At 61.7% G+C, this 25,540-nt stretch carries 22 protein-coding genes; 20 read left to right on the top strand and 2 right to left on the bottom strand.

Annotated elements, in window-relative coordinates; translation table 11 throughout:
• Positions 1 to 47 precede the first annotated feature (47 nt).
• From tig to C1717_RS05585, 15 genes are all read left to right on the top strand, one after another.
• The gene (gene tig / locus C1717_RS05650; protein ID WP_180965853.1) at positions 48 to 1,361 is read left to right on the top strand and encodes a trigger factor; all 1,314 of its coding nucleotides are present in this window, start codon (positions 48 to 50) and stop codon (positions 1,359 to 1,361) included.
• 133 nt (positions 1,362 to 1,494) lie between these two features.
• Positions 1,495 to 2,118, top strand: coding sequence for an ATP-dependent Clp protease proteolytic subunit (locus tag C1717_RS05645; protein WP_102372213.1), 624 nt, complete (start codon positions 1,495 to 1,497; stop codon positions 2,116 to 2,118).
• Between the two features lie 47 nt (positions 2,119 to 2,165).
• Entirely contained in the window at positions 2,166 to 3,557 is a 1,392-nt protein-coding gene (gene clpX / locus C1717_RS05640; RefSeq protein ID WP_180965861.1) for an ATP-dependent Clp protease ATP-binding subunit ClpX, read from the top strand.
• A gap of 91 nt (positions 3,558 to 3,648) precedes the next feature.
• On the top strand, positions 3,649 to 4,437 hold the full coding sequence (locus C1717_RS05635) for a sulfite exporter TauE/SafE family protein (protein WP_180965852.1): 789 nt from the start codon (positions 3,649 to 3,651) through the stop codon (positions 4,435 to 4,437).
• Between the two features lie 9 nt (positions 4,438 to 4,446).
• Positions 4,447 to 5,895 (top strand): chloride channel protein, encoded by a 1,449-nt coding sequence (locus C1717_RS05630; protein WP_102372211.1) that lies wholly within the window; start codon positions 4,447 to 4,449, stop codon positions 5,893 to 5,895.
• Positions 5,896 to 6,198: 303 nt separating this feature from the next.
• A complete protein-coding gene (locus tag C1717_RS05625) occupies positions 6,199 to 7,293 on the top strand; it encodes a hypothetical protein (protein WP_102372210.1) in 1,095 nt (364 codons plus the stop codon).
• A gap of 129 nt (positions 7,294 to 7,422) precedes the next feature.
• Positions 7,423 to 10,125: a valine--tRNA ligase gene (locus tag C1717_RS05620; protein WP_102372337.1), complete on the top strand. Its 2,703-nt coding sequence runs from the start codon at positions 7,423 to 7,425 to the stop codon at positions 10,123 to 10,125.
• Positions 10,126 to 10,283: 158 nt separating this feature from the next.
• Positions 10,284 to 10,439: a hypothetical protein gene (locus C1717_RS10580; RefSeq protein ID WP_180965851.1), complete on the top strand. Its 156-nt coding sequence runs from the start codon at positions 10,284 to 10,286 to the stop codon at positions 10,437 to 10,439.
• Between the two features lie 148 nt (positions 10,440 to 10,587).
• Positions 10,588 to 12,261, top strand: coding sequence for a formate--tetrahydrofolate ligase (locus C1717_RS05615; protein WP_102372209.1), 1,674 nt, complete (start codon positions 10,588 to 10,590; stop codon positions 12,259 to 12,261).
• A 288-nt stretch (positions 12,262 to 12,549) separates the two neighbouring features.
• On the top strand, positions 12,550 to 13,200 hold the full coding sequence (locus C1717_RS05610) for a cyclodeaminase/cyclohydrolase family protein (RefSeq protein WP_102372208.1): 651 nt from the start codon (positions 12,550 to 12,552) through the stop codon (positions 13,198 to 13,200).
• Positions 13,201 to 13,202: 2 nt separating this feature from the next.
• Positions 13,203 to 14,057: a bifunctional 5,10-methylenetetrahydrofolate dehydrogenase/5,10-methenyltetrahydrofolate cyclohydrolase gene (locus C1717_RS05605; RefSeq protein WP_102372207.1), complete on the top strand. Its 855-nt coding sequence runs from the start codon at positions 13,203 to 13,205 to the stop codon at positions 14,055 to 14,057.
• A 153-nt stretch (positions 14,058 to 14,210) separates the two neighbouring features.
• Entirely contained in the window at positions 14,211 to 14,777 is a 567-nt protein-coding gene (gene folE, locus C1717_RS05600; RefSeq protein WP_102372206.1) for a GTP cyclohydrolase I FolE, read from the top strand.
• A 159-nt stretch (positions 14,778 to 14,936) separates the two neighbouring features.
• Complete coding sequence (locus tag C1717_RS05595) at positions 14,937 to 15,764, top strand: formate/nitrite transporter family protein (protein ID WP_102372205.1); 828 nt, start codon at positions 14,937 to 14,939, stop codon at positions 15,762 to 15,764.
• Entirely contained in the window at positions 15,765 to 16,391 is a 627-nt protein-coding gene (locus C1717_RS05590) for a 5-formyltetrahydrofolate cyclo-ligase (RefSeq protein WP_102372204.1), read from the top strand.
• A gap of 227 nt (positions 16,392 to 16,618) precedes the next feature.
• Positions 16,619 to 17,533: a LysR family transcriptional regulator gene (locus C1717_RS05585; RefSeq protein WP_102372203.1), complete on the top strand. Its 915-nt coding sequence runs from the start codon at positions 16,619 to 16,621 to the stop codon at positions 17,531 to 17,533.
• A gap of 369 nt (positions 17,534 to 17,902) precedes the next feature.
• Here the strand turns inward: C1717_RS05585 and C1717_RS05580 are convergent, their stop codons facing one another.
• The gene (locus C1717_RS05580) at positions 17,903 to 18,472 is read right to left on the bottom strand and encodes a mechanosensitive ion channel family protein (protein WP_102372202.1); all 570 of its coding nucleotides are present in this window, start codon (positions 18,470 to 18,472) and stop codon (positions 17,903 to 17,905) included.
• A gap of 110 nt (positions 18,473 to 18,582) precedes the next feature.
• Here C1717_RS05580 and C1717_RS05575 point away from each other — a divergent pair, with 110 nt between their 5' ends.
• Positions 18,583 to 19,959, top strand: coding sequence for a bifunctional folylpolyglutamate synthase/dihydrofolate synthase (locus C1717_RS05575; protein ID WP_102372201.1), 1,377 nt, complete (start codon positions 18,583 to 18,585; stop codon positions 19,957 to 19,959).
• Here the strand turns inward: C1717_RS05575 and C1717_RS05570 are convergent.
• A complete protein-coding gene (locus tag C1717_RS05570; RefSeq protein ID WP_102372200.1) occupies positions 19,956 to 20,792 on the bottom strand; it encodes a histidinol-phosphatase HisJ family protein in 837 nt (278 codons plus the stop codon). The two genes, C1717_RS05575 and C1717_RS05570, sit on opposite strands and share 4 nt — an antisense overlap.
• Positions 20,793 to 21,055: 263 nt before the next feature.
• Between C1717_RS05570 and C1717_RS05565 the strand changes: the two genes are divergently transcribed.
• The 4 genes from C1717_RS05565 (at position 21,056) to C1717_RS05550 (ending at position 25,453) form a co-directional block, all read left to right on the top strand.
• Positions 21,056 to 21,487, top strand: coding sequence for a zinc ribbon domain-containing protein (locus tag C1717_RS05565; RefSeq protein WP_102372199.1), 432 nt, complete (start codon positions 21,056 to 21,058; stop codon positions 21,485 to 21,487).
• Positions 21,488 to 21,675: 188 nt separating this feature from the next.
• On the top strand, positions 21,676 to 23,436 hold the full coding sequence (gene thrS / locus C1717_RS05560) for a threonine--tRNA ligase (RefSeq protein WP_102372198.1): 1,761 nt from the start codon (positions 21,676 to 21,678) through the stop codon (positions 23,434 to 23,436).
• Between the two features lie 170 nt (positions 23,437 to 23,606).
• Complete coding sequence (locus C1717_RS05555; protein ID WP_102372197.1) at positions 23,607 to 24,761, top strand: PLP-dependent transferase; 1,155 nt, start codon at positions 23,607 to 23,609, stop codon at positions 24,759 to 24,761.
• Positions 24,762 to 24,877: 116 nt separating this feature from the next.
• The gene (locus tag C1717_RS05550; RefSeq protein WP_102372196.1) at positions 24,878 to 25,453 is read left to right on the top strand and encodes a manganese efflux pump MntP; all 576 of its coding nucleotides are present in this window, start codon (positions 24,878 to 24,880) and stop codon (positions 25,451 to 25,453) included.
• Positions 25,454 to 25,540 lie beyond the last annotated feature (87 nt).

Below are 25,540 nucleotides of genomic sequence, written 5' to 3'. Positions count from 1 at the left end.
GGGTACCCGGCACCCGAGGATCCGCCGGGCATGCAAGAGGAGGAACGTTGAACATCACCGCTTCTGACGTCGAGAACCAGCAGCTTACCGCCACGGTCACCATTCCCGCGGCCGACGTCGACGCCGCGATCAAGCAGGCCTACCGCGACTGCGCCAAGAAGTACCGCTTCCCCGGCTTCCGTCCGGGCAAGGCCCCGCGCCCCGTTATCGACAACATGCTGGGCAAGGGTTTCGCGCATGCTCAGGCCACCAACGATGTCATCGCTGCTAACGAGGCGGCCGTTCTGAACGAGCTCGACATCGTCCCGGTCTCCGACCCGCACTATCAGGACGACCTCGACATGGTCAAGGACCATGAGGACTACGTCTACAAGGTCGATTTCAAGCTCCGCCCCTCCGCCGAGCTCTCCTCCTACGATGCCGTTTCCATCGAGATGCCGCCCGCGGAGGTCACCGAGTCCGAGATCGACGCCCAAATCGAGATGCTTTTGGGTTACCAGGCGCGCTTCGAGGATGTCGAGGACCGCGGCATCGAGCAGGATGACTTCGTGACCCTCGCCATCAAGGACGTCAAGAACGCCGAGGACCTTGCCTCCGAGAGCCGCTACGTCATGGTGGGCTCCGGTAGCGTACCGGAGGCCGTCGACGAGGGCATTCGCGGCATGAAGAAGGACGAGACCAAGGAGATCTCCTGGACGCCCGAGGGCGACGATGCCGAGGAGAAGACCGTCGAGGTCACCGTCACCAGCCTCAAGACCCGCGTCGTGCCCGAGCTTACCGACGAGCTCGCCAAGGACGCCTTCGGCTTCGACGATATCGCCGCCATGCGCGATGCCGTGAAGATCGAGATCGACCAGGACAAGAAGGCGCAGCTCCCCGGTCTCAAGGAGAACCGCGCCGTTGCCGCGCTCGCCGAGCGCCTCGAGCTCGAGGAGGTCGACGCCGATTACGCCGAGACCGTCTTCAAGGAGCTCGGTCAGACCTTCCTGCAGAACATCGCCGCGCGCGGCATGAACCTCGACCAGTGGCTGCAGGCCAACCGCATCACCTCCGAGCAGTTCATCGCCGACCTGCATCATCAGGCCGATGACGTCGCCCGTGAGTCGCTCGCCCTCGACGCGCTCGCGCGTCACCTCGAGATCGAGGTCACCGAGGAGGACGTCGACAAGGAGTTCGAGAACGCCGGCGTCGAGGATGCCGAGGCCTCCAAGGCGAGCTTCATCGCGGAGGGCCGCATGCCCGCCGTGCGCGACTCCATCCGCCGCTCCAAGGCTTGCGACTGGCTCGTGGAGAACGCCCAGGTCACCGAGGTCGATCAGACCGCCAAGACCGACGAGGCTCCCGAGGGCGACGCCGAGTAGGCAAAACTCCATCGCGCGTGCGTAAGCGCTCGCAGATTGGGTAGAGTAGGTAACCGGATAACCGGTGAGCGTACGGTGGCTGGCCGAGTGGTCGGGCACCGTACGCGTTTTTGAAACCATGAGAGGAGACCGCATGATCGATCGGATCGATTCGGCGCTCGTGCCCTACGTCATCGAGCAGACGCCGCGCGGTGAGCGTAGCTATGACATCTACTCCCGCCTCCTGAACGATCGCATCGTCTTTTTGGGCGAGGAGATCAACTCGGTGACGGCGAACCTCGTCGTCGCGCAGCTGCTCCATCTTGAAAGCCAAGACGCCGAGAAGGACATCTCGCTCTACATCAACTCGCCCGGCGGCGAGGTGTACTCCGGGCTCGCCATCTTGGACACGATGAACTTCATCAAGCCCGATGTCTCGACGATCTGCATCGGCATGGCGGCGTCGATGGCGGCGGTGCTGCTCGCCAACGGCGCCAAGGGCAAGCGCTTCTGCCTGCCCAATTCGATGGTCATGATCCATCAGCCCAGCGGCGGCGCCCAAGGTCAGCAGACTGAGATCGAGATCGCCGCTCAGGAGATCAAGGAGAACCGTCGCAACCTCAACCAGATCCTCGCCGACGCGACGGGTCAGCCGTTCGAGAAGGTCGAGCTCGATACCGAGCGTGACCATTACATGCGTGCTCAGGAGGCCCTCGAGTACGGTCTGGTGGACCGCATCATCTCGTCGCGCTCCGATGCCGTCAAGGTGGCCCAGTAATGGCGGGGCGCGGTAGGGGAGGCGTGCCCCCCACCTATCATGACGATATGACCGACGATCCCATCCGCTGCTCTTTCTGCGGTAAGGAGCAGGGTCAGGTGCGCAAGCTCGTGAAAGGTCCCAACAACACCTTCATCTGCGATGAGTGCGTGGCTGCGTGCGTCGATATCCTCGAGGAATCGCTTGCAAGCGATTACATCGCGGCGAATCCCGGCATCACACCCGAGATGCTTGCGAGCATGGGCTATGAGGTCGAGCCCGATGATGACGCCGACGCAGAGTCCGACGCCCCCGTGACGCCCGTGATCAACCGCGTTCCCACGCCGCATGAGATATACGACGAGCTGTCGCAGTACGTCATGGGCCAGGAGGATGCCAAGCGCGCGATGTCGGTGGCTGTGTACAACCATTACCGCCGCGTTATCGAGGGCGGTGCCGCCGAGGGCGCTCACGATGAGAGCGATGGTCGCCGTGCAGCAGCGCCGCTCGGCAAGCATTCCGCGAGTCCCGACGATCTCGGCGACGTGGAGCTCGCCAAGTCGAACATCCTCCTGCTCGGTCCCACGGGTACGGGCAAGACCTTGCTCGCACAAACGCTCGCGCGCATCTTGGAGGTGCCCTTCGCCATCGCGGACGCCACGGCCCTCACCGAGGCCGGCTACGTGGGCGAGGACGTGGAGAACATCCTGCTCAAGCTCATCACGGCAGCTGACGGCGATATCGAGCGCGCTCAGGTTGGCATCATCTACATCGACGAGATCGATAAGATCGCCCGAAAGGCGGAGAACCTCTCCATCACGCGCGACGTCTCGGGCGAGGGCGTGCAGCAGGCGCTCTTGAAGATCCTCGAGGGCACCGTCGCCAGCGTTCCCCCGCAGGGAGGTCGCAAGCATCCGCAGCAAGAGCTCCTGCAGATCGATACGACCAATATCCTGTTCATCTGCGGCGGCGCCTTCGTGGGCCTCGACAAGATCATCGCCGATCGCGTGGGCAACAAGGGTGTAGGCTTCAACTCCGAGATCGCCGGCCCCACTTCAACTGACGAGAACGACCTCTTGCGTCAGGTGCTCCCGCAAGACCTGAATGCGTTCGGCATGATTCCCGAGTTCATCGGTCGTACGCCGGTGATCACGCGTACCCAGGCGCTCGACGAGGACGACCTCGTGCGCATCCTCACCGAGCCCCGAAACGCGATCGCCAAGCAATACCGGCGCATGTTCCAGCTCGAGGGTGCCGAGCTCGAGTTCGAGCCCGAGGCGCTGCACGAGATCGCCAAGCTGGCGCTCGCCCGCAAGACCGGCGCACGCGGTCTGCGCTCCATCTGCGAGGACGTGCTTCAGCAAACGATGTTCGACTTGCCGAGCGAGGAGGGCGTCGCTAAGGTCGTGGTGACAGCTGCCGCAGTCCGCGGCGAAGAGCAACCGCGCCGCGTCGCGTAAACCGTGCGGTATCGGCTACGCCCCTGAAGCTTATTTGCGTTACCATGGGATGGGCCTGAGCGGTCCATCCCATGTTTGCATAGGGGGCAGGATGTACGTCCTATTCTTCATCATCAGCTTCGGCGCCTCGATCATCGGCGCGATCTGCGGTATTGGTGGCGGGGTCATCATCAAACCCGTGCTCGATGCCTCGGGAACGCTGCCTCCCGGCACCATCAACTTCCTCTCGGGTTGCACTGTTTTAGCCATGACCTGCTACTCGGTGCTGCGGAACCGACTCTCGGGCTCTACGTCGATCGATGCGGACCACACGCTGCCGCTCGCGATCGGCGCCACGGTGGGCGGGCTTGCCGGCAAGCAGCTCTTCGATGTCGTCGAGGGGCTCTTCGCCACGCCCGACATGGCGGGGGCGGTTCAAGCGGTTGCGCTCGGCATCATCACGTTGGGCACGCTCGTCTACAACCTGAACAAGCCCAAGATCAAGACGCTCACCGTCGACGGGACGCTGCCGTGCCTCGTCATCGGGTTCGCGTTGGGTGTCATGTCGTCTTTCCTTGGAATCGGTGGCGGTCCCATCAACCTGGTGGTGCTCTTCTACTTCTTCAGCATGGCGACCAAGCTCGCCGCGCAGAACTCGCTGTTCATCATTTTGTGCTCGCAGGCGGCGAGCACCATCACCAGCCTGCCCACGGTCGATTTGGGCAGCATCAACCCGCTGCTCATCGCGGGGATGATCGCATGCGGCATCTTGGGCGGCATCTGCGGTCGCGTCATCAACAAGCGTATCGACGAGCAGCACGTGGACAAGCTTTTCAGCGGTCTGATGATCGTGATCGTGCTCATCTGCGTGTACAACTTCGCCCGCTACACGGTTCTGTAGGCGCTACGTATGGATAGGTCGGGGCACGACGGGCATCCTATCGTCGAGATACCGCTCAAGGACCAACGTCGCATGCTCTCCATGGACGCGCGGAGGAGCTTGCGCAATGTGCGTGAGAGCGCGCGCCTCATGGTGCTCGTGGTGTTCGTCTCCGTGTGCATGGGTGCCGTGGCATGGCTCTTTCTCGCGAGCCTCACCGCGGTTACCGCATTTCGCGAGGGCCATGTTCTGGTTTTCGCCTTGCTTCCGGTAGTGGGCGTCTTCACGGCGTGGCTTTATCGGACCTATGGCGGTGAGGCGGCGCGCGGCAACAACCTGGTAATCGATTCGGCGGTTACCGGCCGCCGCATCCCCTGGGTGATGGCGCCCTTCACGTTCGTGTGCTCGGTCGCCACGCACCTTGCGGGAGGTTCTGCTGGCCGCGAGGGCACTGCGGTCCAGATCGGTGGCACCATCGCCGATGTTGTCTCCAAGGTTTGCAAGCTCGAGCCTCATGACGACCAGGATCTCATGATGGCGGGGATCTCGGCGGCTTTCGGCGGGGTGTTCGGCACACCGCTTGCCGGAGCGTTCTTCGGAATGGAGATGTGCTATATCGGCAAGCTCCATTACGGTGCGGGCATCTACTGCCTTGTGGCGTCCTTTGTAGGCGACCTTGTTGCTACCATGCTGGGCGCCCCGCGCGAGGCCTATCCCATCGGCCTCATTCCTGAGTTCGACGCGCGCGGTATCGCATATGCAGTCATCGCGGGTATTGCGTGCGGCGTGGCGGCGCGGTTGTTTTCGGCGGCGATTCGCGCTGTCAGGCATTTCTACAGTAGCCGCATCACCAACTACCTTGCCGCTGCGTTGATCGGTTCGCTCGTCCTTCTTGGCGTCTACGTCGCTTTTGGGCTCTTCCGCTACGCGGGTCTCTCGTCCTGGCTTATCGAGGCGGGGTTCGCGGGCGAGGTCACTCCTGCCGATGCGTTCATCAAGCTAGTCGTTACGGCTCTCACCTTGGGCGCGGGTTTCCAGGGCGGAGAGGTGACGCCACTGTTTGGCATCGGGGCGGCGCTCGGCGGCTGGTTGGGTTTGGTCCTCGGGGTGCAGCCCTCGTTCATGGCGGCGCTCGGGCTCATCGGTATCTTCGGGGCGGCGCTGAACGTGCCAATTACCACGATCATGCTCGGCGTCGACCTTTTTGGCGGGTATGCCGCGCCCTTCTATGTCATCGTTTCGTTCGTGGGCTATATCGTAGCGGGCCATCGAGGCGTCTACCCGGCGCAGCGCATCGTCACGCCTAAGTGGCGTTCGCTCGATGTGGACCAAGGCGACACCGTGGAGGCTGCAATCGAACGCCATGCGAGCGAGACGGAACGTGCCGAGGATCCCGGGCGCATGGCGCATGCCGAGCGCGTCGCGGATGCGAGCGAGCCGAACGCGGACGAGGTCAACGATGCCTCTCGATCCAAATAGAATCCTTTGTGCGTCATTGGCATAGAATTCGGCCTCGCGGTGCCTCGATCTGTGCAGTAGGCGCACAAAGGTTGCATGCCTGCACCTTGTACGGTTGCATGCCTGCGCTTTGAAAGGTTGCATGCCGGCACCTTGAACGCGCCTGGAACCATGCAATGCCTCGACTGGCTTGGTTGGTGCATGCGCCCTGCGACCCGGGAACCTGCCTTGTGCCGGCTGTCGGTAGCGCTCGTGCTCATGCATTTGCGTTCTACATGGCGTATCATGCAGGTTGAGTCCGTCCAACGCCCGTGAGGTTCAGCTATGTCGTTCGACCACCGTCTCGTCACCCAGCCGCTTCTGTTCCAAGACAACCGTGTCGAGCGGTTCTACACGGGCGGCAAGCTCTTGAACGAATGGCGCGGCATGGCGCCCATGGAGGATAGCCATGCATGCGAGGAGCTGCTCGTGACCTCCGACGGGGCGATTTCCGCAGGCAAGCCCGAGGGCTATGGCGTGAGCAAGACCATCCCCGAGCAGGGTGGCGTGCGGCTCGATGAGCTCATCCAGGCATATCCCGAGGAGATGCTCGGCGCTCGCTTCCACTCGTTCAACCCCGGTCAGCTTGCAGTGCTTGTACGCGCAGGCGATACAACGGTGCGCATCGTCATGCAGTGCCATCTCACCGATGAGAAGGCACGGCATTACTTCGGCATGCCCCGGGGCAAGGCGGAGGCATGGTATATCGCGCGCTTGCGCGGGGGTGCCGAGGAGCGCTACGTTTACGCCGGCTTCAAGCCACATGTGACGCCTAAGCTCTGGCGCGAGCTCTTCGAGCGACAGGACATCGACGCCATGGTCGACTGTCTGCACAAGCTTCCGGTCCACGAGGGTGACGAGATCCTCATCCCGGCAGGCATGCCGCATTGCATGGGTCCCAATTGCCTGTTCGTCGAGTACCACGAATGCAACGACGTCACCATTCGCGCCGAGCGCGTCATCGGTGGGCAGCGTATCGACGATGCCGAGCTGTTCCATGGGCTATCGGCAGACGAGGGCCTCGGTCTGTTCGATTACACCACCTATGACGATGATGCCATTCGCGAGCGCTGCGTCATGGTGCCGCGCACGCTCGAGGAGACAGGGGAGTACCGCTTGCGCGAGCTCATTGGGCCCGATCGGGCCGAGGGCTTCGAGGTCCAGGCCGTGGATCTTACCAGCTCCTATGCGCTGCCGGCTTTCGATGGGCATCGCGTGCTCGTCGCGGTCGATGGCGATGCCGTGCTTGCGGCGGCAGACGGCCGGCGCTTCGAGCTCAAACAGGGACACGGAGCGCTCGTTCCGGCGGCTTGCCAGGGCCTCGCGCTCGAGGGCGAGGGATCGCGGGTGACCATCGGGCTGCCTGTGATCAAGGCGTAGGCGGACGCGCTGGAGCGCCGCGGCGGCGTCAAGGCTGCCCCTCTATGCTATCCTCTTGAACCAGTGCATGAATTTGCCGGGTACCAACCGGTTCGATTATTCCAGCGGAAGGTGGCAGACGTGGAAGAGATGCCCAAGACCTACGATCCGGCGTCTACTGAGCCCCAGATTCTCCAGAAGTGGCTCGATGGCGGTTACTATCAGCGTCGTCCCGGTGTGGGCGATTGCACGGTCGTCATCCCGCCGCCTAACGTCACCGGCATGCTCCACATGGGCCATGCGCTTGATGACTCCATCCAAGATGCCATCGTGCGCGAGGCGCGTATGCGCGGCCGCTCGACCCGTTGGATCCTGGGTACCGACCATGCCGGTATCGCCACCCAGACCAAGGTTGACAAGAAGCTCAAGAGCGAGGGCAAAAACCGCCTTGAGATGGGCCGCGACGCCTTCATAGACGCCTGCTGGGACTGGACGCATGAGTATGGCGGCATCATCCAAAACCAGATCCGTCGCATGGGCTGCTCGGTCGATTTCGATGACGAGCGCTTCACCATGGATGCCGAGTATGCCGAGGCGGTGCGCCGCGTCTTCTGCGATTGGTACCACGCCGGTCTCATTTACCGCGGCAAGCGCATCGTGAACTGGTGCCCAAGCTGCACCACGGCCATCTCCGATGACGAGGCCGAGTACCAAGAGGAGCACGGGCACCTCTGGCACCTGCGCTACCCGCTCACTGAGCCGGTGAACGGCCAGGAGTACATCGTCGTCGCCACGACGCGCCCCGAGACCATGCTCGGCGACACGGGCGTCGCGGTCTCGCCCAAGGATCCTGAGAAAGCCGCGTTCATCGGCAAGACCGTCAAGCTGCCCATCGTCGATCGCGAGATCCCGATCTTCGCGGACTGGCATGTGGACGCTGGCTTTGGTTCTGGTTTCGTCAAGGTCACGCCTGCGCACGATCCCAACGACTATGCCATGGGCCAGGCGCACGACTTGCCGCAGATCAACATCTTTGACGAGCACGCCGTCGTGGTCGATGGGTACGGCGAGTTCAGCGGACTCACGCGCGACGAATGCCGCGATAAGGTCGTTGCCTGGTTCGAGGAGCACGGTCTGCTCGACCATATCGAGGACCACGATCACTCCGTCATGCACTGCTACCGCTGCGACAACACGCTCGAACCATGGCTATCCGAGCAGTGGTTCGTCGCCGTCGATAAGCTCAAGGGGCCTGCGACGGAGGCCGTGACCTCGGGCAAGATCCGCTTCAACGCCGAGCGCTGGAAGCAGAGCTATCTTACGTGGATGGAAAACCTCAAAGACTGGTGCATATCGCGCCAGCTGTGGTGGGGCCATCGCATCCCGGTCTTCTACTGCGAGGACTGCGGCTGGGAAGACGCCCTCATGGAGGACACCGACGTGTGCCCCAAATGCGGCGGGCGCCACGTGCACCAGGATGAGAACGTGCTCGACACGTGGTTCAGCTCGCAGCTGTGGACCTTCGCCACGCAGGGCTGGCCACAGCATCCCGAGCAACTCGAAGGGCATCATCCCACCACGGCGCTCGTCACCGCGCGCGACATCATCGCGCTTTGGGTTGCGCGCATGATCATGAGCTCTCTGTACTTCCTCGACGAGGTTCCCTTCCATGACGTCGTCATCTACCCGACGATTCTTGCCAAGGACGGCAGCCGTATGTCCAAGAGCAAGGGCAACGGCGTTGACCCCATGGATCTCATCGACATGTACGGCGCTGACGCCATGCGCTTCAACCTGCTCTCGCTGTTCACCAACAACCAGGATGTCAAATTCGATGCGGACATCGACAAGAAGACGCACGTCTTCAAAGGCAGCCAGCGTACCGAGCAGGCGCGCGCTTTCGTGACCAAGATTTGGAATGCGAGCCGCTTCTTGCTCATGAACATGGAGGGCTATACACCCGGCGAGCCGCGTGTCGAGACGCCTGCCGATGCCTGGATGTTGAGCCGTCTGGCAAAGATGGTGAAGTCCGTTACCGAGGGCATCGAGGGATATACGTTTGGCGATGTGGCTCGCGGCATCCAGACGTTCTTCTGGAACGAGGTCTGCGACTGGTACGTCGAGGTCACCAAAACGCGCTTGCGCGAGGACGGTGCCCGCCTGCAGGCGCAGCGCAACCTCATCTTCGTGCTCGATGCGAGCCTGCGCCTCATGCATCCGCTCATGCCCTTCGTGACCGAGGCCATTTGGGACGCTATGCCGGCGAGCTGGCTTGATGTCGACCCGGCAACGGGGGAGGCGCATCGTGCCGAAGCCCTCATGGTCGCATCCTGGCCCGAGCCCGAAGCCTTCGAGCATCTCATCGACGAGGACGGTGAGCGTGCGTTCGAGCTTGCTCGCGCTGTAGTGACCGATGTCCGCTCCACGCGCGCTCGCTACCGCATCTCTCCTAAGGAGCCGCTCGATGTTGCGGTGCGCGCCCATAGCGATAGCGCTGCGCGCGCCATCGAGGGCATGCGCGACTTCATCATGAGCTTCGCGAATGTGGGCGAGCTCACGACGGCGCTCGATGGACAGATCGATAAGCCTGAAGGTTCCGTGGCACTTGCCGGCCGCGATTTCGATGCGTTCGTGACGGTCGGCGCTTTCGTGGATTTCGACGCCGAGCGCGCGCGGATCGAGAAGGAGATCGCCAAGGACGAGAAGGAGCTTGCAGCAGCCGAGCGCACGCTCTCCAACGAGGGGTTCCTTGCTAAGGCCGCCCCCGATGTCGTGGAGAAGAAGCGCGAACGCGTCCAGGAGCTTACCGGAGTCATCGCGGCGCTCAAGATCCAACTCGCCGATCTGGCATAACGGAATCGATCGGGTCATCGCTCGCCCTCGGGCGTTGCGCCTGGCCGCCTGCATAGTCATTGTGAAGGGGCCGCCTCGATGCGGCCCCTCTTTCGTCTGGTGAGGTACTGGTTTACGTCCAGCGAAGTCGACTCGATCTTTTCGGGGGAGCCGCCATCGTGTTCGAAGAAGAAGTCCACGACGCTATCGAGTACCTTACCGCCCACAACGAGCTTATGGCGAGCGAATGGGCAAGAATGATGGCTCGGGAGATCGATTCGAAGATCGGGTCGGGCGCGAGGGGCGAGTCGAACGTCTCTAGCGCGTTGAGATAGGAAGCCTTGCACATCGCCCTCCGTGCGACGGAGTGCCGTATGCGCCCGTCTGCTATGGATAATCGGCATTTCGCGGATGCGGCTGCTGTGAGGAGGGCGAAGGGCGGTAGGATAGAGCATGTCACGTATGCCGATGAGGGGAGTGCACATGGCGGAGTACAAGTCCGATATCGAGATCGCCCAGGAAGCGGAGATGCTGCCCATTTCCGATGTCGCGGCACGGGTTGGCCTGGTGGAGAACCAGCTCGAGCATTACGGAAAGTACAAGGCGAAGGTCGATATCAATGCCCTGAGGGACATGCCGCGCAAGGCGAAGCTCGTACTCGTGACCGCCATCAATCCCACGCCTGCAGGCGAGGGCAAGACCACGACCTCCGTCGGCCTTGCGGATGCGCTTTCGCGCCTGGGCAAGAAGGCGGTGCTAGCGCTGCGCGAGCCCTCGCTCGGCCCCGTGTTCGGCATCAAGGGCGGTGCTGCCGGCGGCGGCTATGCCCAGGTGGTCCCCATGGAGGACATCAATCTGCACTTCACCGGTGACTTCCATGCCATCGGAGCGGCTAACAACCTGCTTGCCGCCATGCTCGACAACCATATCCAACAGGGCAACGCCCTCGGTATCGACCCCAAGCAGATCGTATGGAAGCGCGCCGTGGATATGAACGACCGCCAGCTGCGCCACATCGTCGACGGCTTGGGCGGCAAGGCTCAGGGCGTACCGCGCGAGGACGGCTTCGATATCACCGTCGCTTCCGAGGTCATGGCCGCGTTTTGTCTGGCGAGCGGCCTCATGGACCTCAAGGAGCGCTTGGGTCGCATGGTCGTCGCCTACACGTACGGCGGCAAGCCGGTCACCGCGGCGGATCTTAAGGCACACGGCGCCATGGCGGCGCTGCTCAAAGACGCCATCAAGCCGAATCTCGTGCAGACGCTCGAGCACACGCCCGCCTTCGTACATGGCGGGCCGTTCGCGAACATCGCGCATGGCTGCAACTCCGTGCAGGCTACGGAATGCGCCCTCAAGCTCGGCGAGTACGTCGTGACCGAGGCTGGCTTCGGCGCCGACCTGGGTGCCGAGAAGTTCCTCGACATCAAATGCCGCATGGCCGATCTCGATCCCGACGCCGTGGTCATCGTGGCGACCGTGCGCGCCCTCAAGTACAACGGCGGCGTGCCCAAGGCCGAGCTCACCACCGAGAATCTCGAGGCGCTTGAGGCCGGCCTTCCCAATCTGCTGCGCCATGTGTCGAATATCCGTAACGTCTACGGCCTGCCCTGTGTCGTGGCCATCAACGCGTTCCCTACGGATACGCCGGCCGAGCTCGCGCTCGTGGAGAAGAAGTGCCAGGAGCTTGGTGTGAACGTCGCGCTTTCCGAGGTCTGGGCCAAGGGCGGAGAAGGCGGCGAGGCGCTTGCCCAAGAGGTCGTGCGCTTGTGCGAGCAGCCGCACGAGTTCCGCTTCTCCTACGAGGACGGCGCTCCGATCGACGAGGCGCTGGAGGCCATCGCGACCAAGATCTACCATGCAGATGGTGTGGACTACACGCCGGCGGCGCAGCGTCAGATGAAGCAGCTCAAGGAGAACGGCTTCGGGAACCTGCCGGTCTGCGTGGCGAAGACCCAGTACTCCTTCACAGACGATCAGCACAAGCTCGGAGCACCGGAGAACTTCCGCATCACCGTTCGCAACCTCAAGGTATCCGCGGGCGCGGGCTTCGTGGTGGCGCTTACCGGTGATATCATGACCATGCCCGGCCTCCCGAAGGTTCCCTCTGCCGAAAAGATCGACGTCGATGAGAACGGCGTGATCACCGGTCTGTTCTAGCATCCCTTACAGGGGACCGCTCGAGGTTTCGCTTAGGGCGGTCCCCTGTGCTCGGCCTGATCGTTTTCGTGATGGTCTACTGCTCGTGTTTCCATGCGTTGACGCGTGGGGGATGAGGGGTATATTGAGCCCTGCGGCATACTGCCGTTGCCATGTGCGAGGTCCGCTTACAGGCTTCTTGTATGTACGTATATGGAGACCTGCCCGTGCGCGGGGCGGGTTCTCCTGTGTCGAGACCCGCTGCTTCGGTGCTGTCGAATAGCAGCGTGAACAGATTGGACGGTTACCATGGCCGATACGAGCGCGAGCACGGGCTCGCTCGCGGATTTATCTTGTCGCGACTTCGCATGCGAGCTTGCAGCAAGGAAATCCGTGCCTGGCGGGGGCGGAGCCGCCGCGCTCGCAGGCGCTCTCGGCATCGCGCTTTGCTCGATGGTCGGAAGCTTCACCGCGGGCAAGAAGCGCTACGCGGAGGTAGAGGAAGACGTTTGCCGCATGATGGGAGAGGCCGAGGAACTCCGCTCCAAGCTGGTAGGGCTCATCCAAGCGGATGCGGTGGCGTTCGAGCCCCTCTCGCGTGCCTACAGCATCCCCAGGGATGACCCTGCGCGCGCGCAGGAGCTGGAGGCTGCAACCAAGAAGGCGTGCTCCGCTCCTATGGAGATGATGCGTGCGTGCGCGCGTTCAGTCGAGCTGCTCGAGGAGATGGGCGAGAAGGGAAGCCGCATGCTGCTCTCGGATATCGGTTGCGGCGCGGCGCTGTGCTCGGCTGCGCTCATGTCTGCCAGCTTGAACGTCTTCGTGAACACGAAGGCCCTGGCTGATCGCGCCTATGCCGAAAGCTTGGAGCAAGAAGCCGACCAGCTGCTTGCAACCTATGCGCCGCGTGCCGATGCCCTCGCTTCGCTGGTGGCAAGACGTATTCGTGGAGAGGAATAGCTATGGCAAAGAGCCTGCGCGGCGCACCGATTGCCGCCGCGATAACCGAGGAGCTTGCAGGTCGTGTCGATGTGCTGCGAGCCGGCGGGGTCGCTCCAACGCTTGCCATCGTTCGCGTTGGCGAGCGTCCCGATGACCTCTCTTACGAGCGCGGCGCCTGCAAGCGAGCGGAGAAGATCGGCGTGGATGTCAAGAGCTTCGTGCTCGCCGAGGATTGCTCGCAGCAAGACCTTCTTGAGGTCATCGATGAGGTGAACTGCGATCCCTCTATCCATGGTTGCCTTATCCTTCGCCCCCTGCCGGCAGCGTTCGATGAGGCTGCGGTTTGCACGGCACTCGATCCAGCAAAGGATGTCGATGGCATCACAGTCGAATCGCTCTACGGTGTGTTCGCGAACAAGCCCCTTGGATACCCTCCCTGTACCGCCGAAGCCGTCGTCGAGCTGCTCGCAAGGTCGGGAATCGAGCTGAGCGGCGCGCACGTGACGGTTGTCGGGCGTTCGCTCGTGATCGGCAGACCGGTCTCGATGATGCTCCAAGCGAAGAATGCTACCGTGACCATGTGCCACACGCGTACTCGCGACCTCGCCGCTGAATGCCGCGCTGCGGACGTGCTCGTGGTTGCCGCCGGCCATGCCCGCACCGTGGGGGCGGGGTCCGTTACGGCCGGACAGACGGTCGTGGATGTCGGCTTCAACTGGGATGACGTTGCCGGCGAGTTGGTCGGTGATGTTGAATTCGACGCTGTCGAGCCGGTTGTGGATGCGATCACCCCTGTTCCGGGCGGCGTTGGTTCCGTGACGACCGCCATTCTCGTCAAGCATGTCGTCGAGGCCGCGGAGCGCGCAAAGCGGTAGGGTGCATTCAGGGAGAGCTTGTTCCATTTGCGCCGTTCATGGACCCCTATGTGCTCGATGACGGTAGAATGGACAATCCCTATACTGAATACGGCAAGGCCGGGGAACGTCCGATCCTGATCGAGGGCGTCCCCGATATGGGAAGGCGAAGGCATGGCAGTCGATAAACCTCGCGTCGAGCGGGCGATGCGCGAGTTCCTCATTGCAATCGGGGAAGACCCTGATCGTCCAGGCTTGATTGAGACGCCGGACCGGGTCGCACGAGCCGCTATGGAGATTCTGGGCGGCTACGAAGAGAATCCTGCGGAGCATTTGCGCAAGCAGTTCCAAGAGACGGAAAACGAGGAGATGGTCATCGTCCGCGATATTCCGTTCTCCTCGCTTTGCGAGCATCATATCCTTCCGTTTACGGGTAAGGCGCATGTTGCCTACATTCCACGCGGCGGGCGAATTACCGGGCTTTCCAAGATTGCGCGCTGCGTGAGCGGGTATGCCCGGCGCCTTCAGCTCCAGGAGCGCCTGACGGCGGAGATCGCTGATGCGATGATGGCCGAGCTCGACCCCCAGGGCGTGCTTGTCGTGTTGGAGGCGGAGCATATGTGCATGACGATGCGCGGCGTGCGCAGCGCTGGCGCCCTTACGATGACCTCTGCGGTCCGCGGTGTCTTTCGAAAGGAAATCAAGACGCGCGAAGAGGCCTTGCGCCTGTTAGGTCTGTAACGGGCTGCTAGGAGCGTTCGATTTCGCGCCGCTTCTCCTTCGCGCTGGCGGGACGCGATGGTCGGCTCGACCCTTCATGCCCGTGATGTCTGCCTGCCAAAGAAGTAAGAAGGTTATGCTTGGCACTCCTTGTGTCAACTGCTTGCGGAGAGGAGTTCTATGCCTAAGGACCCCGTGTCGGTAGGTGCTGTATCGAGTACCGTTATGCGCACGCCTGCCGAGATCGAGGCGGCGGCAGAAGCCGCCGGTTCAACGAAGGCGACGCTGCCGATCGGTAGGCTGCTCATCCTAGCCCTGCTCGCCGGCTGCTTCATCGCTTTGGGCGGTGCGTTCATGCTCGTCGTGAAGGCTGATTCGAGCCTTCCGTTCGCGGTGAGCCAGGTGCTCGGCGGCCTCGTCTTCTGCTTGGGGCTCTTTCTGGTCCTTGTAGCGGGTGCAGAGCTCTTCACCGGAAACTGCCTCATGGTCACAGGAGTGCTTTCCGGGCGGTATCCGCTTTCGGGCATGCTGCGCAACTGGGTCGTGGTCTACGCTGGCAACGCGTGCGGTGCGCTTGTCATGGCAGGGCTTCTTTCCGCTGCAGCGATCACTGCTATAGGCGACGGCGCCCTAGGGGGAGCGGCTCTGTCGGTTGCAGCCTCCAAGGCGTCTCTTGCTCCCGCTGTCGCGTTTGCGCGCGGCATTCTCTGCAACATGCTGGTGTGTCTCGCTGTTTGGATGGGATTTGCCGGTAAAACGGTGTGCGATAAGCTCGCCGCGACGATACTTCCCGTATGCGGGTTCGTAGCCCTCGGCTTCGAGCATAGCGTCGCCAACCTGTTCTTCCTGCCCTTCGGTCTGCTGATTCAGGCCGGGATGGGCGAGACCCTTGTCCCCCTGGGCGGCGTCGCGATGAATCTCGTGTGCGTGACGGCAGGAAACATCGTGGGCGGCGTGCTCGTAGGCGCCGTTTACTGGTTTGCCTATGCCAAGAGGGAGCCGGCATAAATGGCCTTACCTCCTGACTGGAAGGATGGTCCGGTATCTGGTAAATCGGCATTGCGTAAGCGATGCAGAGCCATTCGCGCAAGCCTAGCCCCCAATGAACGTGGTTCAGCCGATCGCTCGATCGCCTACCGCATCATCCATTCACCTGAGTTCATGGACGCCGAGATCATCGCTTCCTACCTCTCATGTGGCGCTGAGGTCGATACGCATGCCATTATCGAGCGGGCTTGGATTATGGGTAAAACCGTGGTCCTTCCGCGTTGCGTTGCCGGTTCGCGTCTCATGCGCTGGTTCAAAGTCGATTCTTTCGAAGGCCTCGAGCGCGGCTCTCTTGGCGTCCTCGAGCCTTATGTGGATCCCGGTCGTGAAGTTGATCCATGCGGCAAGCGCCATGTGCTTGCGCTGGTCCCCGGACTCACTTTTGATATGCAAGGCTTCAGGCTGGGATACGGTGGGGGATTCTACGATACCTTCCTTGAACGGTTTGACGGCATATCCCTGGGTTTGTGCCGAGAGGTGCAGGTTGTCGACAGCTTGGAGGCCCTTTGTGCCGTCGATAGCCATGATGTACCGGTTGGTGCGATAGCTACCGAAAAACGTCTGATAGTCCCCTCGAGCAATTCGTAGCGCTCTCCTCGAAGAGCCAAGATCCCAGATTGTCACCAAGGTGCGCTGCAGGTTGAAGGGGTGTATGCTACGAGCCCTTTAGAGCGCTTCTACCAGCTTCAATGATGGGTTGATAGGACCATGCTTTGCGGGCGGGAGGTGGCTCATTTGTATAATGCATGAGGTGATGGTATGCCATTACCTCTGCAGTCCAGCATGATTCAGACGCATCCGCTAGGTGGGCCGGAGTGAATATCCAACAACTACGCTATGTCCGTGCCGTGCTGTGCACCGGCAGCTTCTCCGGTGCCGCACGGGTTGAGCAAGTCTCTGTTCAGGCGGTTTCTAAAGGCCTTGGAGAGCTCGAGGCAGAGCTTGGCCAGACTCTGTTCATCCGGGGGAGCAAAGGCGCTGCTCCGACACCGTTCTGCCAAGGGATTAAGCCGCTCATCCAAGGAGCTCTAGATAGAGTTGCCCGCATAGAAGGCTTTGCGAAGAGCTGCGATGTCGCTGCATTCGAATCACGTCCAGGCCTGAAAGTGCTGATCGCCGTTCCGCACTTCAACAACTGGCAGGGAGTTTGCACCGGTCTAGAGCAGTTCCTAGGCCGTCAACTGGGGATGAAGGTGAGCCTCGGAATCAGCGTTGGCAATGCGGCGCTCAGCCAGCTTTACGACGACAACATCGATGCCTTCATCACGGTGGGTTCCTATGAGAACCCTGCATGCGACTCGGTGACGGTGGGCACGCTTCCTGCGGGCGTGTTCTGTCCTAAGAGCCATCCCTTGTATGGCAAGGGGAGCGTGACCATTGCCGATCTAGCACCGTATCCAACGGGGTATGTCATAGGTCTCGATGATTTCAACGAGACCATCGTGAACATCTATCGTAAGCACGGCATGAAATCTGCGATAGTTCCCGTCGCGACCGGTGAGGAGTACGAGCGCCTTCTCAGCGAAGAGAACGGATTCGCTATGGGTGTGGGCATTGAAGCGTTCTCTTCATCCCCGGAATGGGGAATGCTCCGCTTCAAGGCGTCTGATGCTTTGGCGATCCCGGTCTGCGCGATCACGCTCAAAGATCATAAGACTGAGTGCTATCGTGCGTTCGAACGCTTCATGCTCGAGGAATTCTCGCATCTCATGGGAGTTGTCGGGTCCTAGGGAAATTGGGTCGACATGCATCCGCTCAAAAAGGTTGAGACGTGAACGACCTTCGTTGAGCGCGAGGGGGCCGCAACCGGAGGCATGGCAATCGCCAGTGCGACTCATACCGATGAGGGGTCTCGCAGAACATCAGCGATTCTCAAGATAGAATCGTAATATATCAGCAAAATAGTTAATCATGTCGTAGATATCATGCAGTAATGTTAGAACAAACGAAGAATAACTACGATAAGATATTCTATTATGCATAAAACATACGATAATCATGCGACATACGACTCGTCATGTGAATCTCAAGAGCGCGCTACATGAAGACGGCGGCCGCACTAGGCAGCCGCCGTCCGCAAGAGCGTGTAGAAGCTCGGATTACTCCTCGTTGCTTTCGCCCTTGAGCTTGCTTAAGGTCTCGTCCTGGCTCTCGACAAAGCTGTCGGCTTCCTGAAGCTCGCGCGCGTCCTCCGCCTCTTTGGCCTTGTCCGGCTTGGCTTCATCTTCATGCTCGAATTGAAGCTGATAAGGGGAGATGTTGTGCCGCGTGAACAGGATGCGCATCTCACGTTTGAGATTGCGCTCGAGCGCAGCGCGGTTCTTCTCGGAGCAGCGCGCGACGACGCGCAGCGTCATCGTCGTTTCGGTGAGATTGACCACGCCGCGATAGAACGGACCATCGAGGATCATGGGCTGACGCTCTGCGATAACGGGCAGCTCGCGCTTGAGCATGTTCTCGATGTAGGGCAGGTCCTCGCCGACGGTCACGTTCACGTCGACATTCGCGAACGAATCGAGCTTCGTGCGGTTGGTCACGTTGGAGATGGCGCTGTTGCGCAGCACGATGACATTGCCGCTGCCGTCGTTGATCTTGGTCGTGCGGATGCCGATCTCCATGACGGTGCCGGTGTTGCTTCCCACCGAGATGGTGTCGCCTACGCGGAACATATGTGCAAGCTATACGCGCTAACCCATGCGTTCCGTACGGCATTTCATGCCGTGCTACTATCGACGGTTGTCGTCATGCGTGCCTGCGCCCATCAGGAAGAGAGGTCGCTATGAGCTGCTACCATGCAAGCGCTTACACGGTTCCCTTTGAGTTTTCCGAGCTGCCCTTCGACGAGGCGGTTCGACTCGCTGCGGATACGGGAGTCATATCTGGCGATGCGGGCCCCCTGCTCGAGACCGTTATCGATATGCTTGACGAGCTCGAGCGACCCGATGAGCACTTCGACGTGATACAGGTGGCGGGTACGAATGGAAAAAGCTCGACGGTGCGCTTCTGCGCTGCGATCTTGCGCGGGGAGGGGCTGCGCACGGCGCTTTACACCTCGCCCCACCTCGTGCGATATCCCGAGCGCATGGAGGTCGACGGGCGCGTCATCTCCGATGCCGCGTTCGCGCATGGCGTCTCCGCGGCGGTTGAGGCAGGCAGGCGCGTGAACGCCCGCCGGACGAAATCGGGCGAGGGGCTCTACACCATAACGCCGTTCGACCTTTTGACCGTTGCCGCGCTCGTGGTGTTTGCCGAGGCCGGTGTCGACGTGGCCGTGCTCGAGGTTGGTATGGGCGGGCGCTGGGACGCTACGAGTGCCACGCACCCTGTGGTCGTCGCGGTGACGGGCATAGGCCTCGACCATACGAGGATCTTAGGTGACACGCTCGCCGAGATCGCGGCGGAGAAGGCTGCCGTCATCCAACCCGGACGATTCTGCGTGTTGGGGGAGGGAACGCATGATCCAGAAGTCCAGCCCGTCATGGATGAGCGCTGCCGAGCGTGCGGCATCGAACCGTTCGTCGTAACGCACGAGATCGTCCGCGAGCCGGACCGCTTGGGCGGCTCGCTCACCTTAAGGTGCCCCGCTCCGCGCGGCACCTATGAGATCTCTATCCCCAAGCCTTCCTATCAAGCGCAAAACATCGCTTGCGCGGCGGCGCTTGCTGAATGCTATCTCGAGCGTTCGCTAGACGCTGTGGCCCTTGAGTCGAGCCTTGCCGCATGTCCCACCCCGGGGCGTTTCGACATCGTGCGAACCGACCCGCTCGTGCTGATCGATGCTTGCCATAACCCCCAGTCATGCGAGACGTTCATCTCGTCGGTCGCCCAGATCGTACCCACTCGGGATCTTCGCCCGGTGCTGCTCTTTGCGACGCTCGCCGATAAGGATTCGCAGGGGATCGCACGCGCGCTGGTGCCGGAGTTCCCTCGCATCATCGTGTGCCAGACGACCTCGCCTCGCACGCTTACCGCTGAAGACCTCGTTTGTACCGTGAGCGAGGAGCTCGAGCGCGAGGGACGGCCTGCGAGCGATCTCATGGCGTCGTTCGCTTCGGTAGCGGATGCGCTGTCCTTCGCGACGGAAGAAGGGTTGCCGCTGGCTGTCGCGGGGACCATCACGCTCGCGGGCGAGGTCGCTGGGCTTTTTGCCCGCTAGAGCTCGTGGAAGTGGGGCTCCTTGCCTTCGAAGGTGCAGAAGGCCTTGAAGTCAAGGGCCGAGAGGCGCCGCTGCACGTAGGCGATATAGGACCCTAGGTGGTCGGGCTCGTGCGAATCGCTTCCTATGGTTACGATCGTGCCGCCGAGGTCGCGATAGAGCTCGAGGATCTCGGTGCAGGGTTGCAGGTCGGGTAGGCCGTAGCGGAACGACGAGGTGTTGACCTCGATCCCCTTTCCATCCGCGATGATGCGCTCCAAGATCGCGGCCGTGATGTCGCGCGTCTTCTCGAAGGGGTAGATGCCCGCCGGGTCGTAGCGCTTGATGAGGTCGAGGTGGCCTAGGATCGAGTATCCATGGAACCGTTCGACTACCGCCAAGAGCTCCTGGTAGTAGGCTTCGTTGTACGCTTCCTGCGTGCGCCCTTCCTGGAACGAGCCGTCCCAGAACTCCTGGTCGCCTACCTGATGGATAGAGAGGATGGCGAAGTCAAGATGATCCCCCCAGCGGTCCAGTAGCCGCTCGTAGCGTTCGATGGTGTGCGTCTGCACGCCGAGCTCGAGTCCGCACCGAACCGTGAGGTCGTCTGCGAACTTCTCGCGCGCCGCTTCGACGGTAGGGAAGTAGCGGTCATAGTCGACGTTGATACTGGGGACCCCATCGATCAGGTGGGCGAGCTCGGGGTGATCGCTGTCTGGCTTGACGCCGTAGTCGACGTGGTCCGTGAAGCAGATCTCTTCGAGATTGCGCTTGATGGCATCGCGACAGACGTCTGTCACAGGGTAGGTCGAGTCATCGCTGAACTCCGAATGCACATGGAAGTCTGCGAGCATAGTGTCCCCTCTCAAACAACTGGCTGTCCGTTTGCCTGCTCAACCTTACCATGCCCGCCTGCGTTCGCCGCGTTCGGTCTCGTTCATCTTCTGCCGGGCAGGGAGGCAATCGGGCAGCGATGAGGTGTGCCGGGAATATGGACGTGCCGGCCACAAGCAGGTTTTATGCAAGTCGTCTTTGGCGTTGGGGCATCGACGGTATACAATACCGAACTGGTTTAGCTTTGATTCGCATACGGAGACTGGAAAGGTATCGATGCCGTATGATGCAGTACATCCAGGAGCTCATGTCTCCGCAGCTCATGTTTGCCATCTACCTCTTCATCGCATTCATCGCCGCGCTCTACGTCCTCTCGGTCGTTTACGTGTTCATCGACGCGCGGCGTCGTGGCTCGCAGTTCTTCTGGGCTTGGGGCCTGCTCGCGCTGCTGCCGTTCGTCGGGCTCATCGCCTATAACGTGCTGCGTCCGAGCTCGTACCTCACCGATCGCGAGGAGCAGGAGCTCGATGTCGCCCTGCGCGAGCGTCAGCTTGCCCAGTATGGAAGCTGCCCGAACTGCGGCGGCCCGATCGAGAAGGACTTCATCGTCTGCCCCGTGTGCAACACGCAGGTGCGCAACGTTTGCCCCGGCTGTCATCGCCCGCTCGACGCGCACTGGAAGGTGTGCCCGTATTGCCGTACGCACATCCAGTAACGAGGAGTGGTTCGACTATGCGCCGTCTACAATTCATCGGCAAGCGAACCGAGACTATCTAGGCGCCTGTCCCTCCCGGCGGCCCTTCGGCCGTGGGCAGGCGCCGCATGCGCTCGATCCCGTGAGGGCTCGGGCGCTTTTGCTGTAAGCTGCGGCCTAGTGCCGCCTTCATATTTGAGGAGCAGTCCATGAAGGTTCTATACAACGACGGCCACATCGACGAGTGCCCGGCCGAGGAGGTCACGCACGTCGTGCGCCACAGCGCCGCCCACATCATGGCGCAAGCCATCAAGCGCCTGTATCCCGAGGCGGACTTCGCCTACGGCCCCGCTACCGACAACGGCTTCTACTACGATGTCGACCTGGGCGATATGACCCTCTCCGAGGACGACCTGCCCGCCATCGAGGACGAGATGCGCCGTATCGTGAAGGAGAACCTCAAGTTCTCCGTGTTCGAGCTGCCGCGCGCCGAGGCCATCGCCCTTATGGAGGAGCGGGGCGAGAAGTACAAGGTCGAGCACATCGGCGACCTGCCTGAGGATGCCCGCATCACCTTCTACCAGCAGGGCGAGTACATCGACATGTGCGTGGGCCCGCATCTCACCTACACCAAGGCGCTCAAGGCCTTCAAGCTCACGGGCGTGTCCGGTGCCTACTGGAAGGCCGATAGCTCGAACAAGATGCTCACGCGCGTGAACGGCACCGCGTTCGCCACGAAGGACGAGCTCGAGCAGCATCTCAAGATGCTCGAGGAGGCCAAGCGCCGCGACCACCGCAAGATCGGGCGCGAGATGGATCTTTTCATGATGCGCGACGAGGCTCCGGGCTTCCCGTTCTTCCTGCCCAACGGCATGATCCTCAAAAACGAGCTCTTGAGCTACTGGCGCGAGATCCACCATAAGGCGGGCTATGTGGAGATCTCCACGCCGCAGATCATGAGCAAGCACCTGTGGGAGACCTCGGGCCACTGGGACCACTACAAGGACAACATGTACTCCACCGTGATCGATGACGAGGAGTACTGCATCAAGCCCATGAACTGCCCGGGCGGCGTGCTCGTGTACAAGAGCCGCCCGCACAGCTACCGCGAGCTGCCCATCCGCGCCGGCGAGATCGGCCTCGTGCACCGCCACGAGATGCGCGGCGCGCTCCACGGCCTCTTCCGCGTGCGCTGCTTCAACCAGGACGACGCGCACCTGTTCGTGACGCCGGAGCAGCTCACCGACGAGATCGTGGGCGTGGTGAACCTCATCGACTCCGTGTACCAGAAGTTCGGCTTCACCTACCATCTCGAGCTCTCCACGCGCCCCGAGGACTCCATGGGCTCCGACGAGGACTGGGAGCGCGCTGAGGCCGGCCTCAAGGAGGCACTCGAGCGCTTGGGCAAGGACTACGTCATTAACGAGGGCGACGGCGCCTTCTACGGCCCCAAGATCGACTTCCACCTGGAGGACTGCCTGAGCCGCACCTGGCAGTGCGGCACCGTGCAGCTCGACTTCCAGATGCCTCAGAACTTCGACCTGGAGTACGTGGACGCCGACGGCTCCAAGAAGCGCCCCATCATGCTGCACCGCGTGTGCTTCGGCTCCATCGAGCGCTTCATCGGCATCCTCATCGAGCACTTCGAGGGCAAGTTCCCCACCTGGCTCGCTCCCTGCCAGGTCAAGGTCCTTCCCGTTTCCGAGAAGAGCCGCGAGTACGCGCGCAGCGTGACCGAGCAGCTTGAGGCGGCTGGCATCCGCGCGCTCCTCGACGAGCGCGACGAGAAGATCGGCTACAAGATCCGCGAGGCGCGCAACATCGACCGCCCGCCGTACATGCTCATCATCGGCGAGAAGGAGGTCGAGGCAGGCAACATCTCGGTGCGCGACCGCTCCAACGAGACGGTGACGCGCGACCTCGGCGAGTTCATCGCCGACGTCACGGCCGAGATCGCCGAGCGCCGTTAGGCAGCGTTCCAACGATTTCTGGACTGGGGTGCGGTTCTGGGCCGCGCCCCAGTTTTTTTGCCGCTTTACGCTCATGCTTTCCGTAATGATGCGTTGACACGACAAATCAGCGTACGAGAGGACCGGTTACCGGTATAATCTTCAAAGTTCACGGGAGAGAGGGGAACGAGATGGCTTCTCGACAGGCTGAGCTTGCCGGGCAGATCGCGCGTGCGCACGGAGCTCGCGCGGCTTGGCTGGTGCGTGCGATGTGTCCCCTCGATCTTCTCGCCAAGCTTGGGATCATCGGGCCCGAGGACCATCTCGTCGCTTTCACAGCGGCTTGCGAGGGCTCTGTTCCCGATGCGCTCAAGTGGGGGAGCGTTTCCGTCGTCGACGACTCCGCTCCCGAGGCGTTTCTCGCCCAATCTGGATGGGGCGACCCAGATTATCTCGCTCGTTTCTCTACCTGCAGCGATGATGGTCTTGCAAAAGAAGGCTCTCCGGCATCGTATGCGTTTGGCTCTGGTTTGAGCTCCGCCCGACTGTTCTGGTTCGTGGACATGCTCGGAGCTCCTGGCGTTCCCGTGCCCGATATACGCGCTCTCTCGCGCGCCGCTCGCTCTGTGGGGGCGCTCCTCATCGTTGATTGCTCCCGAGCTACGTCGTTTGCGTGCAAGCCGCTGGCTTTGGGAGCCCAGATTTGCCTCGAGGCGGTCGGCGGCGGTGGCGCGTGCTGCTCTTCAGCGACCCTCGAGAAGACCTATGCGGTATGCCTCGCCCCTGCTGTTTCCGGACGAGGCCGCAGGCGCGTCGTCCATACCGAGGCAGAGGACGCCTATCGTCTGTTTGCATTTCGCTTGGGAGATCCGGCAGAAGATCCAACAAGTGCAATGCAGCTTGGCGAAGACGAGCTCTCGCGCATCGCCAGCGTCCTTGCCACGCTCCCGGCAGCCATGCAGCAGCGGATGGACTCAGCGCGCGCGATCGCTGCGTATCTAAGCTGCCATCCCTGTATAGGATATGTCTGGTATCCGGGTCTCGCATCTCATTCCGACCATGCTGTCGCCACCGTTACGCTCGAGCATGGTTTTGGCCCTGTGGTCGATTTCTGCCTGACCGGCGCGCCGATCGCTTCGTGTGAGGGAAGGGCTCGTCGCCTGATCGAACTCTATGATGGAATTCGCCCGAACGTCGCAGATGGGCGACCGATGAGCGCGGTTACTTGCATCAAGGCGGGCAACCAGGCTTATCTGCGGATCTATGCCGGACTAGACGATCCGCTTGCTGTAACCGATAGCCTCGACCAGGCATTGCGTCTGTTCTGCAATCCTCCTCAGCCATGATGGCGGGCCCCTAGAGGGCGGCCGTCCTCGTAGACGACCTGACAACTCTATACGAGCTGATATCTCTTTCGGGGTACCCAGGCCCATCGTAAGGACTCGGGGAGGAAACTCTGCATATGAATCTCTCTTTTACTGGCGCTGACCTTATTCAGAGCCTGCTTCTGGGAGTCGCACTCGCTATGGATGCCATGGCGGTGACGCTTTCCAACTCACTGTGCGAGCCTGACATGCCGGCTTCCAAGAAACTTGCCATGCCCATAGCGTTCGCTGTCTTCCAGATGGCCATGCCCATCTTAGGGTTCTTCGGCGGAACGCTCATCGCTCCGCTCATCGAAGCTTATGCGGGCATCGTTTCCCTCTCGATTCTCGCTTTTGTGGGCGGCAAGATGATCATCGAGGCTATTCGCGAGATGCGGGAGCCGGAGGAGTGCCCAACTCAGGGCCTCACGTACGGGACGATTATGCTTGAGGCGGTCGCCACGTCGATAGACGCCTTCGTGGTTGGCGTTTCACTTGCCGCCGCCGGGGCGAACATCGTCCTGTATGGTGCCGCTATCGGTGTCACGACCTTCGCTTGCTGCTGCGTCGTTCTCCTCATTGGCAGGCGTCTCGGGGCGCACTTCGGTCCGCGTTCAGAGGTCGCGGGTGGTATCGTGCTCATCTTGATCGGTCTCAAAGCGTTCCTTGGCTAGCGTGCGACTTATACGCCGAATCATGGAATGAAGCTCGCCGACGTGCATGCGCTTCCAGCGTACCTGTTTGCCGGCGACCTGCTCGAC

This window comes from Enorma phocaeensis, from assembly GCF_900186505.1.
Classification (GTDB): Bacteria; Actinomycetota; Coriobacteriia; order Coriobacteriales; family Coriobacteriaceae; genus Enorma; species Enorma phocaeensis.
This window is presented reverse-complemented; position numbering and strand designations above follow the sequence as displayed.

What these genes read in the sequence shown, in the direction of transcription:
- C1717_RS05645 (WP_102372213.1), top strand. Translation starts at nt 1,495, where the DNA reads ATGATCGATCGGATCGATTCGGCGCTCGTGCCCTACGTCATCGAGCAG.
- clpX (WP_180965861.1), top strand. Translation starts at nt 2,166, where the DNA reads ATGACCGACGATCCCATCCGCTGCTCTTTCTGCGGTAAGGAGCAGGGT.
- C1717_RS05635 (WP_180965852.1), top strand. Translation starts at nt 3,649, where the DNA reads ATGTACGTCCTATTCTTCATCATCAGCTTCGGCGCCTCGATCATCGGC.
- C1717_RS05630 (WP_102372211.1), top strand. Translation starts at nt 4,447, where the DNA reads ATGGATAGGTCGGGGCACGACGGGCATCCTATCGTCGAGATACCGCTC.
- C1717_RS05625 (WP_102372210.1), top strand. Translation starts at nt 6,199, where the DNA reads ATGTCGTTCGACCACCGTCTCGTCACCCAGCCGCTTCTGTTCCAAGAC.
- C1717_RS05620 (WP_102372337.1), top strand. Translation starts at nt 7,423, where the DNA reads ATGCCCAAGACCTACGATCCGGCGTCTACTGAGCCCCAGATTCTCCAG.
- C1717_RS05615 (WP_102372209.1), top strand. Translation starts at nt 10,588, where the DNA reads ATGGCGGAGTACAAGTCCGATATCGAGATCGCCCAGGAAGCGGAGATG.
- C1717_RS05610 (WP_102372208.1), top strand. Translation starts at nt 12,550, where the DNA reads ATGGCCGATACGAGCGCGAGCACGGGCTCGCTCGCGGATTTATCTTGT.
- C1717_RS05605 (WP_102372207.1), top strand. Translation starts at nt 13,203, where the DNA reads ATGGCAAAGAGCCTGCGCGGCGCACCGATTGCCGCCGCGATAACCGAG.
- folE (WP_102372206.1), top strand. Translation starts at nt 14,211, where the DNA reads ATGGCAGTCGATAAACCTCGCGTCGAGCGGGCGATGCGCGAGTTCCTC.
- C1717_RS05595 (WP_102372205.1), top strand. Translation starts at nt 14,937, where the DNA reads ATGCCTAAGGACCCCGTGTCGGTAGGTGCTGTATCGAGTACCGTTATG.
- C1717_RS05590 (WP_102372204.1), top strand. Translation starts at nt 15,765, where the DNA reads ATGGCCTTACCTCCTGACTGGAAGGATGGTCCGGTATCTGGTAAATCG.
- C1717_RS05580 (WP_102372202.1), bottom strand. Translation starts at nt 18,472, where the DNA reads ATGTTCCGCGTAGGCGACACCATCTCGGTGGGAAGCAACACCGGCACC.
- C1717_RS05575 (WP_102372201.1), top strand. Translation starts at nt 18,583, where the DNA reads ATGAGCTGCTACCATGCAAGCGCTTACACGGTTCCCTTTGAGTTTTCC.
- C1717_RS05570 (WP_102372200.1), bottom strand. Translation starts at nt 20,792, where the DNA reads ATGCTCGCAGACTTCCATGTGCATTCGGAGTTCAGCGATGACTCGACC.
- C1717_RS05565 (WP_102372199.1), top strand. Translation starts at nt 21,056, where the DNA reads ATGATGCAGTACATCCAGGAGCTCATGTCTCCGCAGCTCATGTTTGCC.
- thrS (WP_102372198.1), top strand. Translation starts at nt 21,676, where the DNA reads ATGAAGGTTCTATACAACGACGGCCACATCGACGAGTGCCCGGCCGAG.
- C1717_RS05555 (WP_102372197.1), top strand. Translation starts at nt 23,607, where the DNA reads ATGGCTTCTCGACAGGCTGAGCTTGCCGGGCAGATCGCGCGTGCGCAC.
- C1717_RS05550 (WP_102372196.1), top strand. Translation starts at nt 24,878, where the DNA reads ATGAATCTCTCTTTTACTGGCGCTGACCTTATTCAGAGCCTGCTTCTG.